Origin of the sequence: Paraburkholderia sp. GAS32, from assembly GCF_050434225.1 — a bacterium.
Taxonomy (GTDB): Bacteria; Pseudomonadota; Gammaproteobacteria; order Burkholderiales; family Burkholderiaceae; genus Paraburkholderia; species Paraburkholderia madseniana.
Map to the genome: position 1 here is coordinate 199,614 of NZ_JBNPVS010000006.1, position 16,122 is coordinate 215,735.

The following is a 16,122-nucleotide window of genomic DNA, read 5'->3' on the forward strand; positions in this document are numbered from 1 at the left end:
GGGCGCAGGCTAAAAGGATCCGATTACGAACTGAAGGGCGCAGCGCCTGCACACAGTGACGTGCTCGAGGCGCCGCGCTTGCATGGCTATGCCGCTTGTACCGCGTGGCGCAACGCGTCGGCTATCTGGCGCTGAGCCAGGGTCGCCGCGTCGACTTGACCGCGCATACTGTAGAACGTATGTAGCATGCCGAGGTAGCGCACGCACGTCGTCGGAACACCCGCTTCGGCCAATTTCCGTGCGTAAGCTTCGCCATCGTCGCGCAAGCCGTCACACTCGGCGGTGATAACGATGGCCGGCGGCAGCCCCGCATGATCGTCGGCGAGGAACGGCGAGAGCTTCCAGGTTGTCGGTGTCACACCATGATCCAGAGCGTACGTGCGAAATGCGTGCTCGACATCGACCTTGCGCTGCACGAAGCCTTCGGCGTAGGTGGATAGCGAGGTCCCCTGCTGCCGGGCATCTGTCGCCGGATAGACGAGTGCCTGGGCGAGAATGCGAGGTTTGGCATGCTCCCGCGCCAGCAGGCATACCGCTGCTGCGAGATTGCCGCCGGCCGACTCGCCGAACACGGTCAAACGCTCGGACGGAAGCCCCAGCTTGTGCCCGTATTCGGCGACCCAGCAGGTCGCGGCCCATACATCGTCCAACGCCGCAGGAAACGGATGCTCTGGCGCGAGGCGATAGTCGACGCTGACCACCGCCAGTCCGGAGTCGTTGGCCAGATGGCGGCATACCGCGTCGAAACTGTCGCGATTGCCCATCAGCCATCCGCCGCCGTGAAAGGCCATCGTGACCCCTGTGGCGTCTTTCGGATGGTAGATGCGTACAGGGATGCCGGCGTCGAGACCCGGAACTATGAAATCGACAACCTTGTCGATATGAGGGCCGGGCTCACGTGCTGCGGTGCGTGCGGCCATGCCCACGCGCGCCTCTTCGGGGCTCACCTCCGCCATACCAGGTTTTGCTGCGGCGTTTGCAGCGATAGCCCGAAGCGACGGGTGGATGTGGTTTTGAGGAGAAGAAGACATCGCTGGTTTTCAGGGAGTCGGGGTTGATGAGGGAGCGAACGTAATGGAGGGAATGGCGGCAACGACGCCAAGGCCGCCATCGACAGCGATGATTTCACCGGCCATATGAGCGCTCAGGTCGGACGCAAGGAACAACAGGTGACCCGCGATTTCTGCCGGCGTGGCAGCCCGTCCAAGCGGAATCGCGTTACCGACTCTCGTCCAGGTCGCTTCGTCCAGACGCTGATTCAGTCTCGGCGTACGGACGAAGCCCGGAGACACTGCATTGATGCGCACATTGTGGGGGGCATACTCGGCACCCGCGCAGCGTACGAGGTGATGCAATGCCGCCTTCGCGGATGCGTAGGCAACCTCGTTCGGCACCGCGAGTTCGCCGGCGAGCGAGCCAACGAACGCAAAGGTGCCGCCACCATCGGCCTTCATCATTTCGCCGCCAATCTGAATCGCGAGATAGGCATGGCGGACGACGATATCGAATTGCTGGTCCCACGACGCATCGTCGACGGCAGCGAGCGGCTTGAGTCCCGCCACGCCGATGATATCGACGACGCCATGCACGCGGCCGAAGTGCTGGCGCGCCGTGTCGAACACCCGTTGCATATCTTCGCGAGATGTTGCATCCGCCGTGCACGGTATGCCGTCCACGGCCTCTGCAATTTTCCGTGCCAGCGTCTCGTCACGGTCGACGCAGAGTACGCGAGCACCGGCCTGCGCCAGTGCATGAACGGTTTGTTCGCCGATACCCTGCCCCGCGCCAAGCACCACAAAACCGCGACCGTCAAGTCGCAGCAGGGACAGGTAGTCCGGAACATCTTGATGGGTATTATCGGTCACGTGAGTATCCTTATTCGGCTGTCACGATGTTGCGATGCGACGGAATCAGCTCTTGCCAGGCTGTACCGTCCACGAGTTCCCGATCGCAGGCGCTCACGCCACGGAGGTCGAGACCGAGCGCGGGTGGTTGCTGGTTCTCCGCCACACGCTTGACGGCATCGAGAAGCACACGGCGTACGCGCACGACGGCCTGGTCGGCGGGCACCAGATGTTCGCGCGAGCGATCGTAGAGGGGGCCCTGAGACAGCCCGATCGCTGCATCTTCTACCTCGACGCCGCGCAAGCCTGTCCAGTTTTCCTTCATCAGTTCGCGGTTCTGGTCGAACATATCCGCCACGCTTGCCGTGAACTGGCAACTCTTGCGGTCATAGTATCGCGGGTCATTCAGTCCTAGCAGCTCGATGATCTTCTCTTCAGTCACCGGTGCGTCGCCGTGCACGATGATGTAGGTGCTCGTGTGCGTGTCGTCTTGAGGGACCTCGAGGACGGTGAACTGAAACGCGGGAGCAGGAATGATGCGGCCGTAGGGGACAATGAATGGCACCACGCGTGCGTTCTGGACTTTCGGATCATTTGTCTTGCGCAGCGCAACGTAGTGGAAACCGAAGGTTGTCTCTTCGATCTTGAGAGCCGGTTCCAGATCATTGGACGCAAGCGCAGCGGGATTGACTACGTCGGAGTTCGGCGTGAACTCGTCGTCCTTCCAGCCGGGGCGCGCCATATTGGTGTGCAGAACGCCGACGTGCGAGCTGTCCTCTCCACCTTCCACCAGTTGCAGATAGTTGCAGTGGACGTTGACGCGCAGCACGACGCGGTGTTTCGGGTCCGCATCCATGAACGCGTAGCGAGAAAACGCCGGCTGCAACTCGCGCGGGCCGACATATGCCCAGACGACGCCGCCTTCCTCGTGCACTGGAAAGGCGGGTGCCTTCATCCGTGTCGCGTACTTCGGATCGGCGTGGTTCGGCGTTTCCAGTACGGCACCAGAGACGCTGAACTTCCAGCCGTGATACAGGCAGCGGATACCGCCTTCTTCCACGCGGCCGAGCGCGAGCGACGCGCCGCGATGCATGCACAGCTCTTCCAGAAAACCTACCTTGCCCTCGGTGTCGCGGAAGGCGACATAATCCTCGCCGAGAAGGCGGACTCGCAGCGGCGCGCAGTCCGGATGTGGCAGTTGGACCGAGGCGCACACGGGGTGCCAGTAGCGTCGCATCAAGGCGCCGCCCGGCGTGCCCGGGCCGACACGGCAGAGAGTCTCGTTGTCTTTGTGGCTCAACATATAAAGCTCCTTAATTGACTTTCGTTATTGGCTGCGCTCTGCGCGCGCGCCATGAGACGAAACGATCCGATGGTGGGGAACAAGAGTGCGCCAGTCTTCGCCAGCACCGATTTCACCGGACACGCCAATTGCACTGCCCGCGTCCGCTCGTAGCGCGGGTATTTCCTGCTTGTCACGGGCCGCCCGGGCGTAGGACAGCAAGCAGCGCTGAAGACGGCTGATCGCGAGGTCGGCGGTGGAGAGCATCTCCTGCGACCGGTCGCGAATCGCACCGCTCGACACGCTGCACGCGGCGTCTTCCTGCGTGATGCCGTCAAACCCCGTGAAGTGGCCGTTGCGCTGCTGCGCGCGGTCCTGGCGGTAGCCATTGGCAACCGACATGGCAGTCGGAGAGTCGCAGGTGTCGATCGTCATGCCGTATTTGCGCAGCGTCGAGTCGTCCAGGCCCACGAACGTGAGTTGCTCATTGCGCAACGGTTCTTCGCCAATGCGTTTTTCGGCATCCCACCACACGTGGTACAGGAAACAGCGCTCGTCGCTGATCGGAACGATCGCAAGCCAGACATCTCCGTTCGCGTTGGCGATGAAGCAAGGCGCGATGAACGAGGTGACGCGTGCGATACGCTGACCCTGGCTTTCGCGGATGGCTACGTAGTGGAAGCCGAAGTCCGTCTCGTCTGCCTCGATTTTGGGAGCCGCGTCGAACTGCATATGCGAAGTCTTCTTCGCGTAGTCGAGATCGGAGTCGTTAGTCCTCGCCAGTGCGGAACTATGCAGAACGGTCAGATGCGACGAATCGACGAGACCTTCCATCACCTGCACGTAATTGGCGTTGATGACCGCGCGGGCGTTGATGCGGTGCACGTCCGGCTGATCCATGAAGGCCCAATGCGGGAACGGCGGCTCTTCATCCTTCGGACCCAGATAGCCCCAGACAATGCCGCCCACTTCGCGCACCGGGTAGGTTCGGCCCTTGATCCGTTGCTTGAATTTCGGGTCCTCGACATTAGGCGTTTCAAGGACAGTTCCATCCACCGCGAATTTCCAGCCATGGTAGATGCAGCGCAGGCCGTCGCCATCCGCGCGGGCTAATTGCATCGATGCGCCGCGGTGCAGGCAACCCTCTGCAAAGAGGCCGGGCTGGCCTTGCTGGTCGCGCCACACGACAAACCGCTCACCCAGCAGTTCAATGGTCTGCGGATCGCCATTCGCCTCCGGCATATCCGACGACTGGATCACGGGCAACCAGAAGCGGCGCATCGCATCACCCATGGCGGTACCGGCGCCAACACGGCACATCAATTCGTTATCTTGCTTGTTCAACATGTCGATCCCTCGCTACGATGTTTGGCAGTGGGTGACTGATGGCCTCAAAGATCGAGCACCAGCCGGGAAGTCTTCGCGCGCGAGCAGCACGGCATGAAGGTGTCGCTCCGCGCCCGTTCGTCGTCCGTCAAATAAAGGTCCCGGTGGTCAGGTTCACCGGCCAGCACCTTGGTCATGCAGGTGCCGCAGACACCTTGCTCGCAGGACAGCGGCAGGTTGAAGCCGGCGTCGAGCAGAGCTTGTGCGGCACTTTGATCCGCGTGAACCTCGATGACCTGGCCACTGCTGCCAATCTCGATCTCGAACCGCTCGTCGCCCGACGAATCGATGGGTGCCGCAGCGAAATATTCGCGGTGCAGATGTGCCTCGTCCCAACCGAGTTCGCGCGCGGTCTGCAGAATGTGATCCATGAAGCCGGTGGGCCCACACACATACAGGTGCTTGTCCGATGAAGGCGTGCCTATCGCGGAGCGGGCATCGAGCTGCTGATCAGGGGCACCGTCGTCGACGTGCATGTGTACCTGCGACTCCTCGTCGAATTGCGCCTGCTGCAGGCGTTCGATAAGGGCCATGCGCGATAGCGTGCGACCGCAGTAGTGCATTTCGAATGGGCGGTGTTCGCGCGCCAGTTGCTGTGCCATGCAAAAGATCGGCGTGATGCCGATACCACCCGCGAACAGGATCGACCGGTCTTTTTGATCGTCATGCAAAGCAAAGTGGTTGCGCGGGGCGCTGATCGTGAGCGTGTCGCCGGCTTGCACGTTATCGAGAAGCTTGACGGAACCACCGCGGGATTGGGGATCACGCAGCACGCCGATCCGGTAGCGCGGGGATTCGCCCGGCAAGTCATACAAGGAGTACTGACGCACGGGGCCGCCAGGCACATGCAGATCGATGTGCGCACCGGCTTCGAAGGCCGGCAGGTCGCCGTTCGACAATGGCGAGAGATCAAAGCCGGAAATGTCGTCGGCCAGCCATGTCCTGGCGATGACTTTGACCTGCAGCAACGTGTCCAAAGGGGATGATTGGTTGTTCATGACAGATACTTGAGTAAAGTGAGGACAGCGTGTCAGGCGGCAACCTGAAGTCGACGCCGGATGACTATTGGCGAGGCGCCCAGCCGTCGCTGAATCAGCCAGCGCGCCAGACCCTGGTCCATCACACGCACGTGCTCCGGAAACCAGTCCACCAGCGCGCGGGCAAAGGAACGAACAACGTCGGTACGTCCCTCGGCCAACATAGCCCGTACCTCGTCGAGCGAGTGCAGCACGTTAGCGTGCTCATCGATATGACAGCCCGCTGAGCCGTAGGCCGTCTCGCGCATCGAGGCGTCCTCTTCGTCAAAGTGGCGACGCGCATGGTCGGCAAATGCTTCGAGTGCGCTCCCGAGATTTTCGTCTTCCGTTGTCAGCAGCGTATGTACGCACGCCACAAACTCGTGGTGAGTCTCGTCCATCGTCTGATGGCCGAGTGCGTAGTCGTCGCTCCAGGCAAAGCGAGGACGGGCACGGTCCTCTTCGCGGACATGTTCCGTTGCCCCGGTCATTGTTGAGCCAACCGTGGGGTTCGGTGATGGCGCGACACCATGATCGTGAGTTGTCTGCCGGTCTTCCAAATCGTTCATTTTTCAACGTACTCCTGCGAAGTTGATCGCACTGGCCAATTACATCTTCCGTGGAAGATGATGTTTTACTCATCAAATGTCGAGATAGGGAAAACGCCAATAAGACAAAATATCCTATAAAAAACAGACATTTTGTGACGAAGTAAACTTCTCATATGCGATCAAGATGGGCCTGGTTCGATGGGGTGCGGGTATCTCCCAACGTCAAATAATTTGACAAGGAAGACGATCAAAAATTATCTTCCGTGGAAGCAATTAACCAGGGGGAGACAGATGATGAGTTCAGGGTTGAAGCGGGTGGGATGTGGTTTTTCGCGACATCAGGTGGCTTGCTGGGGACTCTCGTTTCTTGCCGTATGCGCGCCGGCGGTAACCCAGGCGCAGAGTTCTGTCACCTTGTATGGGATTATCGATACCGGCATTGAGTATGTGACAAATGTCGGTCCCCAAAAGTCCAGTGTGGTACGTATGCCGACGCTCACGGGATCGATACCCTCGAGATGGGGTCTCCGCGGTAAAGAGGATCTGGGTGGCGGCCTTAGCGCGGTTTTTGTCCTGGAGTCGGGCTTCGCCCCGTCGACTGGCGCACTGAATCAAGGTGGCCGCCTGTTCGGCCGGCAGGCATATGTCGGGCTTTCTGGGCGTTGGGGGACGTTAACCGCGGGCCGGCAATACTCCCAGATCTATTGGGCCATGCCGGGTGACACGATGGGGCCGAATGTCTATGCAGCCGGAGATCTGGACCCATACCTGGCTCAACCGCGACTCGACAACGCTGTCGCCTATACCTTCACAAGATCAGGGCTGACCGTGGGCGCCACGTATTCGTTCGGGCGTGACGCGGTAGATCCCGTGCCGGCCGGCGGATGCGCTGGGCAGTCGCCGACGGACTGGCGGGCCTGCAAGTCGATGTCTGCCATGGTGAAATATGAAGCGGCGACTTGGGGTGTGGCGACGGCCTTTGACCGCAACTACGGTGGTGGCGGGGTCGGCTCGCCCCTGCCCAAGACTGCGCAAACCGATACACGTGCCGTTATCGACGGGTACGTGAAATTTGGTACCTCGACTATCGGTGCGGGATTCCTGCATCGAATCAATCACGGGGTGCAGACGCCGACCCTTTCCGATGCCGTCAGCAACTACTGGTGGCTTGGCGGGACCTATTTCCCCCTTCCGCAAATTGCTCTGGATGCCCAGTTCGGACACATATCAGTGAACGGTGGCAGTTCCGCGGGAGCCTCCGTGATCGCAGCGCGTGCGACGTACCTGTTGTCCAAGCGCTCTTCTGTCTATGTTACTGCGGGTCGCGTGTTCAATCAGCGCAACGGAGCGTACACGATTGATGGCGGTGTGATCCCACCGGCATCTAACCCATTGCCCGGTGTAAATCAAACGGGTGCGATGGTGGGTATTCGCCACCAGTTCTAGAAGCTTAGTGGACGCTTGAAGTCACCGCGCTGTTGTCGGCCATTCACGCCCGACAACAGCAGTGACCTGCTACTCGAGGGCGTTGAATCAGATGTTGGTGCTGGACGTTTGATCCGTCAACAGTGCAACTATCGACTATTGCGGGATGGCTGTCGCGCCGCTTTTGTTCGAGACTTCGGCGCAATCTTCTCGGTGTCTTCGATCGCGGGAGCGTTCAATTCTTCTAACAGGGCCAACGTGCGCAGACAGAACTCTGTACCGCTTGCCCGCTCGGCTTCCGTAAAGTGCGCCATCGCAGGTGCGATGGAAGACTCTTCCGCCAGTTTCACGATGGCTTTTTCGACAACGTCCAGGCCCTTCCTGGTCAGATGAACGATCGACCCACCGCCGTGACTGGGATCGGACTGGCGTTCGACCAGGCCAAGGCTCTCCAGCCGATCAATCTTCTTGGTTATTGCGCCCGAGGTAACGAGTAGCGAGCGATACAGATCGGTCGGTCGCTTTGCATACGGGTGGCCGCTGCGACGCAGCGCCAGCAGGACACGCATGTCTGACCCGCTGACACCCCAAAGTTCTTGCGTCATCTTGTCAAACGCAAGTTCGACAAGCGTGCCGAGGCGCATAAAATAAATCGCGAGCAAGAAGTTCGAAAGATCCAGATTTCTGTATTCCCGCTGCCACTGCAAGGTGATGAAATCGACATGGCTGCTACCCGGAGAATGTGGGTGCACGGCAGGCTCCGCCTGGATCGAGACAGACTTCTTGCGGGTTCGAGCGGACATGGCTCGTTTCGTGGCGGTTTGGCTCATCTAGAAGGCTTCCTGGGAAGGTCATACAATTTCAACCGATTGTAACAAGGGTTGCGAAGCTTGTACGTTAAGGCCTCGCGGCGTGGCGTTGGTCGCCTGAGGCGCAAGCGCCTGCCTCGACGAAATCGAAATGACGGATCCGTAAATAGGCAGGAGGAAACGGCGATTAGTGCGCCACAAGGAGCGGTCTTCCCAGACTCACCGCTTTTAGGCGACGTTCGGGCACAGCATCTGACAATGCCTCCGCCCGAAGGCCGATCAATCACTAACCTCCTCCCAGCCACGATCGAGTTGGCTCCCCGATACGCAGATCGCGAATCGAAACAACATGAAAGCTTCCTGACGCCAATCATTCATACGTGCGTGATTGAATGGTTAGCGCTTGTTGTAATGCAACCTCCGCGTGGCCCCCTGTTGTCGGATCGGATCAGCGTTGTCAAGCAGGTTGGATAAGCCGTCCCGGGCGCCGCGGTTATCTTTGCGTAACACTACTGGGAGCCACACAATGCTTTGGCGTCGGATTGCCCTTTTTTCGCTCACGGCTGTTGCGCTTGCAACGACGGCTGCATGGAGCGCCAGCGACGACCACGACGGGGACCAGCATGACTCCCGGCGGGATGAAGTCCATACAGCCACACCCATTAAGCATCTGGTAGTGATCTATGGCGAGAACGTATCGTTCGATCACTACTTCGCGACCTACCCGCATGCGGCAAATCCGCCTGGAGAACCTGCGTTTGCAGCGCAAGCCGGCACGCCAGAGGTGAACGGCTTATCGGGCACGTTGTTGACGGCCAACCCGAACTTTATGAACTCCGCCAATGGCACGGGCGCGGCCAATCCGTTCCGTCTCGATCGCACGCAGGCGGCCACAGCCGACCAGAACCATGCGTATACGGCTGAGCAGCAGGCATACGATAACGGCAAGGCAGACCTCTTTCCGAAATACACGGGCCGCGGCACCAGCGGCGGCGCCGGCGCGTTCGGCACGGCCGGCCAGGTGATGGGTTACTACGACGGCAATACGGTCACGGCGCTCTGGAACTATGCGCAGAACTTCGCGATGAGCGATAACGCCTATACATCGACATATGGTCCGTCAACGCCGGGTGCGCTCGAAGTCGTCTCAGGACAGACCAACGGCATGAAAGTCGTCCTGACGTCGAAGCAGCCCTCGACGGCCGGCTCGTATTACGTCAACGACGGCCAAGGCGGATTCACGATGATCAACGACGTCGATCCTGCCTACGACCTGTGCTCGAGTACCACCGATACCGCGCAGATGACCGGTAAGAACATCGGCGACCTGCTCAACGCGCGCAACATTACGTGGGGCGGCTTCATGGGCGGCTTCAATCTGTCGACCACGAACAGCAACGGAACGACAGGATGCACACGCAGCACAACGTCACAAGTGGTCGGTGCCGCCACGGCCGACTACATTCCGCACCACAACTGGTTCCAGTACTACGCGTCGACGTCAAACCCGCAGCATTTGCGTCCCAGTTCGGTGTCGGCCATCGGGCATACCTACGGGGCACATCGCTCGACCGTCGATCCCGCGAATCACCAGTACGATATCGACGATTTCTATAGTGCTGTTCAAGCTGGCAATTTCCCTGCGGTGAGCTTCCTGAAGGCGCCTGCCTATGAGGACGGTCACGCCGGGTACTCGGACCCGCTTGACGAGCAGGCGTTCGTTACGAAGGTCGTCAACTTCCTGCAACAGCAACCGGATTGGCGTGACACGGCCGTTATCGTGGCATGGGATGACTCCGACGGCTGGTACGACCACGCATACGCGCTGCCGACGAGCGCTTCGTTCGACTCGGTCGCGGATCAGTTGACCGGCTCAGGTATTTGCGGCTCAGGCACCGGACCCGACGGGTTGAATGGCAAACCGGTGAACGGCCGGTGCGGTCCCGGTACCCGCATCCCGTTTGTTGTGATTTCGCCATGGGCGAAACAGAACTACGTCGACCATACGCCGATCGATCAGTCGTCAGTAGTGCGTTTCATCGAAGACAACTGGCTTGATGGCAACCGGATCGGAGGCGGCTCGTTCGACGCGAAGGCGGGCAGTATCACGGGTATGTTCGATTTCAACCGCCGCCACGATGAGCACCGGGAGACCAGGCTCTACCTCGATCCGACCTCTGGCTTGCCCGTCAAGACGCCTCCATCCATCTGACACGTAACGCTTGTCCTTGCGACGATGAATGTCTTGCGCCGCAGCCCGTTATCGCCGGGCTGCTTCATTTTCTTCCGCCTGAATCGCCAACGAGTTGCCCTTTCAGCAGCGCCTCGAGCCAGTCGGCGAACACCTGAACCCTGCGCGATAAATGCTGCCGGTGCGGATAGAGCAAGGTCATCGGCATCGGCGCAGCCCGGTATTCGGGCATCACCTCGATGAGTTCGCCGGCGCGCAGATGCTGCTGCACATCGTACGCAGGAATCTGGATCAAGCCGAGTCCCGCAAGGCAGCACGCGATATACGCCTCGGCGCTGTTGACGCTCACGCGGCCTTGCGTTGTCAACGTCCTCACGGTTTCGCCATCGAGCCACTCCCAGGGCGCGATACGGCCGCTCGATGGCGACGCATAGTGGACGGCCTGGTGGGTTGTCAGATCGCCGGGCGTGCGAGGCGTGCCGCGCTGGGACAAATAGCGTGGGCTCGCAACATTGATCAACGGCAGATTGCCGATGGGCCGCGCGATCGTGCCGGAATCGTGCAGCTTGCCCACGCGAAGCGCGCAATCGACGCGCTCTTCGACAAGGTCGATCGCGCGATCGGTCAGGCCCAGCTCGATATCGATTTTCGGAAACGCGACGAGGAATTCCGGCAGCGCGGGTGCGACGATCAGCCGGCCGATACGGCCCGGCACGTCGACGCGCAACACGCCGCTCGGTCCTACCGATGTCTGCCGGAACAGGTTCTCAGTCTCCTCGACATCGGCGATCAGACGCAGGCAGCGTTCATAGAGCGCGGCGCCGTCCTGGGTCGGCGACACCTTACGCGTGGTCCGATGCAGCAGCCGGGCGCCGATCCGCCCTTCCAGCTCCTGGATCGCCGCGGATACCGACGAGCGAGGCAGGCCGAGCGTGTCCGCCGCACGCGTGAAATTCGCGCATTCGACAACACGCGCGAACACGCGAAACAGGTCAATACGATCCACGGTCCTTTTCCACTGTTCGCCTTTTCTGACCAGTGATGTCAGAAACAGTAGGTTTAAATGATTTTCCTGGAATATATCATCCAGCAGGATGAGAGGCTGCATCGGGCGGCTTCGGTACTGGGGATGGACCATGGCAAACCACAGCATCAAAGGCAAAACCGTCGTCATTGCGGGCGGGGCGAAAAATCTCGGTGGACTGATTGCACGGGATCTCGCCGCACAGGGCGCCAAGGCAGTGGCGATCCACTACAACAGCGCGAGTTCGAAGGCCGCAGCAGACGAGACGCTTGCCGCGATCGAGGCGGCAGGTGCCAAGGCGGTCGCTTTCCAGGCCGATCTGAGTTCGGCCGGCGCGATCGAGAAGCTGTTCTCGGATGTTGTCGCCGCCGTCGGCCGCCCTGATATTGCGATCAATACGGTAGGCAAGGTGTTGAAGAAGCCGTTCGTGGACATCACCGAGGCTGAGTACGATGAAATGACGGCGGTAAATTCAAAGTCCGCGTTCTTCTTCCTCAAGGAAGCAGGCAAGCACGTCAATGACAACGGGAAGATCGTTACGCTCGTCACGTCGCTGCTTGGCGCGTTCACACCGTTTTACGCTGCCTATGCGGGCACCAAGGCGCCGGTCGAGCATTTCACGCGCGCGGCGGCCAAGGAATTCGGCGCGCGCGGCATCTCGGTGACAGCCATCGGACCCGGACCCATGGACACGCCGTTCTTCTACCCCGCCGAAGGCGCGGACGCGGTGGCTTACCACAAGACCGCCGCCGCACTTTCACCGTTCTCCACGACTGGTTTGACCGATCCAGGGGATGTGGTGCCCTTCATCCGCCATCTGGTCAGCGACGGGTGGTGGATTACGGGGCAGACCATTCTGATCAACGGTGGCTATACGACCAAGTAAGCGACCAAGTAAGCGACCAAATAAGCGACCAAGTAAGCGACCAAATAAGCGACCAAGTAAGGGGCCAAGTTCATGACTTACGGAAAGACCAATAGCTCAGAGCCGCCTTAGGCCGGGAGCGCAGCAGCAGATAGAAGGCGGCAACGTGCGTAATCATCAGCAGAGGCACGTAGATGATCGGAATCGCGTACGTAGTGCGAAAAAACTCTCCTGCACGCGCAGGAAGATCGGCCTGGATAGCGTGGACGTAGTCGACGATGAGGTCGGTCGTTCCCACGAGATTGAAGGCCACGACAAACGACCAGAAGAGCGGGCGTCTTCCTGATGCGAGTAGCGCCAGCATCGCCAGAACGCCCGTTGCGAAGTCACCATATGCGGCGAACGCGGCGAAGCTGGCAGGCAGGTCGGGACTGACGACGCCCGGCAGAATGAAGACCAGCCCGAAGAAACGGAAGCTGTGCAAGGTGGCGATGGCGCGTTGCGCGTCGAATGGATCCATCGACTTGAGCCTGGGCCAGATGTATACGCGAAAGCAGAGCAGCCAGGCGACATAGCCCAGTACAAGCTGCGATTGGAAGATAAGTTCCGGTGACATGTTGCCTCCAGTCAGGTGTTGTCGGGCGCGTTGAAGGATAGGAAGGAGATCAGCCGGCGCGTCGTCGGATCAACTGGCGCAGTGAGAGCACGTGCAGCAGAATCGAGCCTGGCACCAAGGGGTGGCGGCCATCAGCGGTTCTCCAGGTGAATTCAGGGCTTCGTGGATGCGGCCTCGAACACCGCGGTGAGAATGCCGAGTCGGCCTTCCAGGAGATTTCGCGCCAGGTTGCTGAAAAGCTCTGCGAAGTCCGGCCCCATCACCACGCCGAGATTTGGCGAGGGCAGCGGCCCTGACGCGCGCTGCTGGGTAAACCAGGCCTTTGCGGTCTCGGTGTCGTCTTGCCATGCCAGCGTGCGGAAACCTGCTTGTTCGATCGCTTCGCGCGTTGCATCGGCCGTCAGGAGAAAGCTTGCTGTCGGCGTTCGCGCCCAGGGAACGGGGTAGTACGGTTCGCTGCCGTTTGCGACGACGTCGAACGTCGCAAACCTGCCGCATGGCTTCAGCACGCGTTCGATCTCGCGGTAAAGACGTGCGCGCTCGGAGATGTTCATCGCCACGTGCTGCAGCAATACGGCGTCGAAACGGCTGCCTTCGAAGGGAAGTTCCAGCGCGCTGGCGGTATGGAACGAAACCTGTTCGCTCTGCCCTGTGCGCCGGGTGAGATAGCGTGCGGCATCCACGAACGGTTCGCTGAGGTCGATGCCCGTCACCCGGCAGCCATAGGTTGCCGCCAGAAAACGGGCCGGCCCGCCAATGCCCGAACCGACGTCCAGCACCGACATATCGGCGGTGATCCCGGCCAATTTGGCAAGCTCGGTGGTGGCAGCAAGCCCACGTGTGTGAAACTGGTCGAGGGCGCCCAGTTGCTGCGGTGTGAGCCGCTGATCTTCCGGCCCAAAGACCGTGAGCGCCATCTTCAGCCGCTCGGTCAGGCCGGTCGCGCGATAGTGATCTCGCACGCCATCAAGTGCATCAGTCATTGCGGAGTTCCTCCACGGTCTTGGCGGATTGTTCAGGGCTTGCGAGTCGACATCGGCATGACCCCTCGTCTGCAGGTGTAGGTGTACCATGGCCTCTCGCGAGCGACTATTCATCACAATGTTGACGGGCTATGAAGCAGAACTTCACAGTCAGGCAAGGCGCGCTCGATGGCGTGGAGGTGTTCCTGAGCGTCGCCCAGCATCGCAGTTTTCGCCGGGCAGCCGCGGAACTCGGAGTGACACCGTCCGCCGTCAGCCAGACGGTGCGTGTACTTGAAGCGCGAATTGGCGCAGCGCTCTTCATACGCACCACGCGTAGCGTCGGCCTCACCGAAGCTGGCGAACGGTTTCTTTCGCACGCAAAGCCTGCTTTCGACGAGCTTGTCGCCGCGAGTGAGGTGGCGCGCGGACTTGGCCAACGGCCCACCGGATTGTTGCGTCTTTCAGTGCCGCGCGCGGTGGTGCCGATCCTGCTGGAACCACTCATTGCATCCTTCTGCCAGGCTTATCCCGAGGTCGAAGTGGAGATCGCCACCAGCAAGGAGCTGATCGATCTTGCAGCGGAAGGGTTCGACGCCGGAATCCGGCTCGGTCAGTTCGTCGACGCCGACATGGTCGCGGTACCGTTGACGCCGCCGTTTCGTCTCATCGTCGTGGGCAGCCCTGCTTACTTCGCAGGGCGCACCCGCCCCATGCACACGGACGATCTGCGCCAACACGCATGCTTGCGGTGGCGACGATCCAGCGGCGCGCTTGCGCTATGGTCATTCAACGACAACGGCCACGCGATCGAGATCGCCGTATCCGGCCCGCTCATCGCCAACGATTTTTCCACCATGCTTGGTGCGGCGGTCGAAGGTATGGGCCTTGCCCAGTTGCCTGAGCCGATGGCCGCTGAAGGGTTGAGGACGGGAAAACTGGTGCACGTGCTGGAGCCGTTCGCGCCGGTGATACCGGGCGTGTTTCTCTACTATCCAGGCCGCCGGCAGATGACGCCGAAGTTGCGCGCATTCATTGATCATGTGAAGAGCCGCCCGGCGGGCCAAGGCAACGTGACGTCAGCTCCTGGTCTTCCATCGTCGACATAGCTACGGCGACACATCCCTTCAACGCGTGACATCCGTTACGTCTTCGCGACGCGCTTGCCCTTGGCGGTCGCTTCGTTGTTCGCAAACAGTTCGGTGAGCCAATCGATGAACACGCGAGCTTTCGTGCTCAGGTGCCGATTGGGTTGATAGGCAACAAAAACGGGAACGGGATCCGATACCCAGTCGCTCAGGACCGCTTCGAGTGCGCCGCTTTGCAGGTGTGTTGTGGCGGAAAACGTCAACGCATGGACGACGCCGAGACCCGCCAGGCCAATGGTCAGACACGCCATGATGTCGTTGGCGGTCAGTCCGCGCCGGTTCTGTACTTCCACGCGTTCACGATCTTTCGTCACCACAATCGGAAACGGTCGATTGGTTCGCGAGGCAATGGTTCGGATGACGACGTGACCATGCTCAAGGTCCGAAGGATGCGAAGGCCGTCCGTGCCTGTCCCAGTACGCTGGTGTCGCACACAGGATTTGTTTAACGGCGCCGATCTGTCGCGCGACGAGTGACTGATCGAAGATTTCCCCCGCGCGCACGACGCAATCGACGTTTTCCGCTATGAGGTCGACCGGACGATCGCTGATCCCGAACTCGATCTCGATGTCCGGATAACGCTCGACGAACGCCGGCAACGCGGGAAGTATCACCGACAGAGCCAATGGCACGGGCAGATCGACGCGCAAGCGTCCTCGCGGGTTGGTCTTCGCGCGCGACATCGTGCCCTCGAGCTCCGCGAGATCGCTCATCAACTGTAGCGCGCGCTCGTAGTACGCGGCGCCGTCCGCTGTCGTCGAGACCTTGCGCGTCGTGCGGTTGAGCAGCTTTGTGCCCAGTTCGGCTTCGAGTGACGCGATCAGACGGCTGACGGCCGTCTTCGGCAAATCGAGGACCTGCGCAGCCTTGGTGAAGGTGCCGCTTTCGACCACTCGAATAAACGCCTGCATGGCGTGAAACTTGTCCACGGTCTGACTCCTCGCTGTCCCAACCCAACCTGCCTGATTGTTTCACTGTAGAAACAATGTGGAATCGTAGCAGC

15 protein-coding genes are annotated in these 16,122 nt (G+C 60.5%); 4 read left to right on the forward strand and 11 right to left on the reverse strand.

All coding sequences use genetic code 11. The annotated features are described in order from the left end of the window. Positions 1 to 86: 86 nt before the first annotated feature. From P3T25_RS10095 to P3T25_RS10120, 6 genes are all read right to left on the reverse strand, one after another. Entirely contained in the window at positions 87 to 956 is an 870-nt protein-coding gene (locus tag P3T25_RS10095; protein WP_429358029.1) for an alpha/beta hydrolase, read from the reverse strand. Between the two features lie 84 nt (positions 957 to 1,040). Next, positions 1,041 to 1,865, reverse strand: coding sequence for an SDR family NAD(P)-dependent oxidoreductase (locus P3T25_RS10100; protein WP_429358030.1), 825 nt, complete (start codon positions 1,863 to 1,865; stop codon positions 1,041 to 1,043). A gap of 10 nt (positions 1,866 to 1,875) precedes the next feature. Continuing rightward, positions 1,876 to 3,147, reverse strand: coding sequence for a Rieske 2Fe-2S domain-containing protein (locus P3T25_RS10105; protein ID WP_171926496.1), 1,272 nt, complete (start codon positions 3,145 to 3,147; stop codon positions 1,876 to 1,878). Between the two features lie 24 nt (positions 3,148 to 3,171). Beyond that, positions 3,172 to 4,473: a Rieske 2Fe-2S domain-containing protein gene (locus P3T25_RS10110; protein WP_171926497.1), complete on the reverse strand. Its 1,302-nt coding sequence runs from the start codon at positions 4,471 to 4,473 to the stop codon at positions 3,172 to 3,174. 44 nt (positions 4,474 to 4,517) lie between these two features. After that, the gene (locus P3T25_RS10115; RefSeq protein ID WP_429358031.1) at positions 4,518 to 5,510 is read right to left on the reverse strand and encodes a PDR/VanB family oxidoreductase; all 993 of its coding nucleotides are present in this window, start codon (positions 5,508 to 5,510) and stop codon (positions 4,518 to 4,520) included. 32 nt (positions 5,511 to 5,542) lie between these two features. Continuing rightward, complete coding sequence (locus P3T25_RS10120; protein ID WP_266238745.1) at positions 5,543 to 6,097, reverse strand: bacteriohemerythrin; 555 nt, start codon at positions 6,095 to 6,097, stop codon at positions 5,543 to 5,545. A 276-nt stretch (positions 6,098 to 6,373) separates the two neighbouring features. Between P3T25_RS10120 and P3T25_RS10125 the strand changes: the two genes are divergently transcribed. Beyond that, the gene (locus P3T25_RS10125) at positions 6,374 to 7,525 is read left to right on the forward strand and encodes a porin (protein ID WP_429358049.1); all 1,152 of its coding nucleotides are present in this window, start codon (positions 6,374 to 6,376) and stop codon (positions 7,523 to 7,525) included. 128 nt (positions 7,526 to 7,653) lie between these two features. On the opposite strand, the gene P3T25_RS10130 is transcribed toward P3T25_RS10125, so the two are convergent. Further along, positions 7,654 to 8,334: a MarR family winged helix-turn-helix transcriptional regulator gene (locus tag P3T25_RS10130; protein ID WP_429358032.1), complete on the reverse strand. Its 681-nt coding sequence runs from the start codon at positions 8,332 to 8,334 to the stop codon at positions 7,654 to 7,656. Positions 8,335 to 8,839: 505 nt separating this feature from the next. On the opposite strand from P3T25_RS10130, the gene P3T25_RS10135 reads away from it, so the two are divergent. Next, positions 8,840 to 10,525 (forward strand): phospholipase C, encoded by a 1,686-nt coding sequence (locus P3T25_RS10135; RefSeq protein WP_171926499.1) that lies wholly within the window; start codon positions 8,840 to 8,842, stop codon positions 10,523 to 10,525. Between the two features lie 64 nt (positions 10,526 to 10,589). Here P3T25_RS10135 and P3T25_RS10140 read toward each other — a convergent pair whose 3' ends face one another. Continuing rightward, complete coding sequence (locus tag P3T25_RS10140) at positions 10,590 to 11,510, reverse strand: LysR family transcriptional regulator (protein ID WP_266238743.1); 921 nt, start codon at positions 11,508 to 11,510, stop codon at positions 10,590 to 10,592. A 130-nt stretch (positions 11,511 to 11,640) separates the two neighbouring features. Here P3T25_RS10140 and P3T25_RS10145 point away from each other — a divergent pair, with 130 nt between their 5' ends. Beyond that, a complete protein-coding gene (locus P3T25_RS10145; protein ID WP_266238742.1) occupies positions 11,641 to 12,414 on the forward strand; it encodes an SDR family oxidoreductase in 774 nt (257 codons plus the stop codon). 70 nt (positions 12,415 to 12,484) lie between these two features. Here the strand turns inward: P3T25_RS10145 and P3T25_RS10150 are convergent, their stop codons facing one another. Beyond that, on the reverse strand, positions 12,485 to 13,009 hold the full coding sequence (locus P3T25_RS10150) for a hypothetical protein (protein ID WP_266238741.1): 525 nt from the start codon (positions 13,007 to 13,009) through the stop codon (positions 12,485 to 12,487). Between the two features lie 152 nt (positions 13,010 to 13,161). Then, complete coding sequence (locus tag P3T25_RS10155) at positions 13,162 to 13,992, reverse strand: class I SAM-dependent methyltransferase (RefSeq protein WP_266238740.1); 831 nt, start codon at positions 13,990 to 13,992, stop codon at positions 13,162 to 13,164. A 131-nt stretch (positions 13,993 to 14,123) separates the two neighbouring features. On the opposite strand from P3T25_RS10155, the gene P3T25_RS10160 reads away from it, so the two are divergent. Further along, a complete protein-coding gene (locus tag P3T25_RS10160; RefSeq protein ID WP_266238739.1) occupies positions 14,124 to 15,080 on the forward strand; it encodes a LysR family transcriptional regulator in 957 nt (318 codons plus the stop codon). Positions 15,081 to 15,115: 35 nt separating this feature from the next. On the opposite strand, the gene P3T25_RS10165 is transcribed toward P3T25_RS10160, so the two are convergent. Then, complete coding sequence (locus P3T25_RS10165) at positions 15,116 to 16,048, reverse strand: LysR family transcriptional regulator (RefSeq protein ID WP_168435676.1); 933 nt, start codon at positions 16,046 to 16,048, stop codon at positions 15,116 to 15,118. Positions 16,049 to 16,122: the final 74 nt, after the last annotated feature.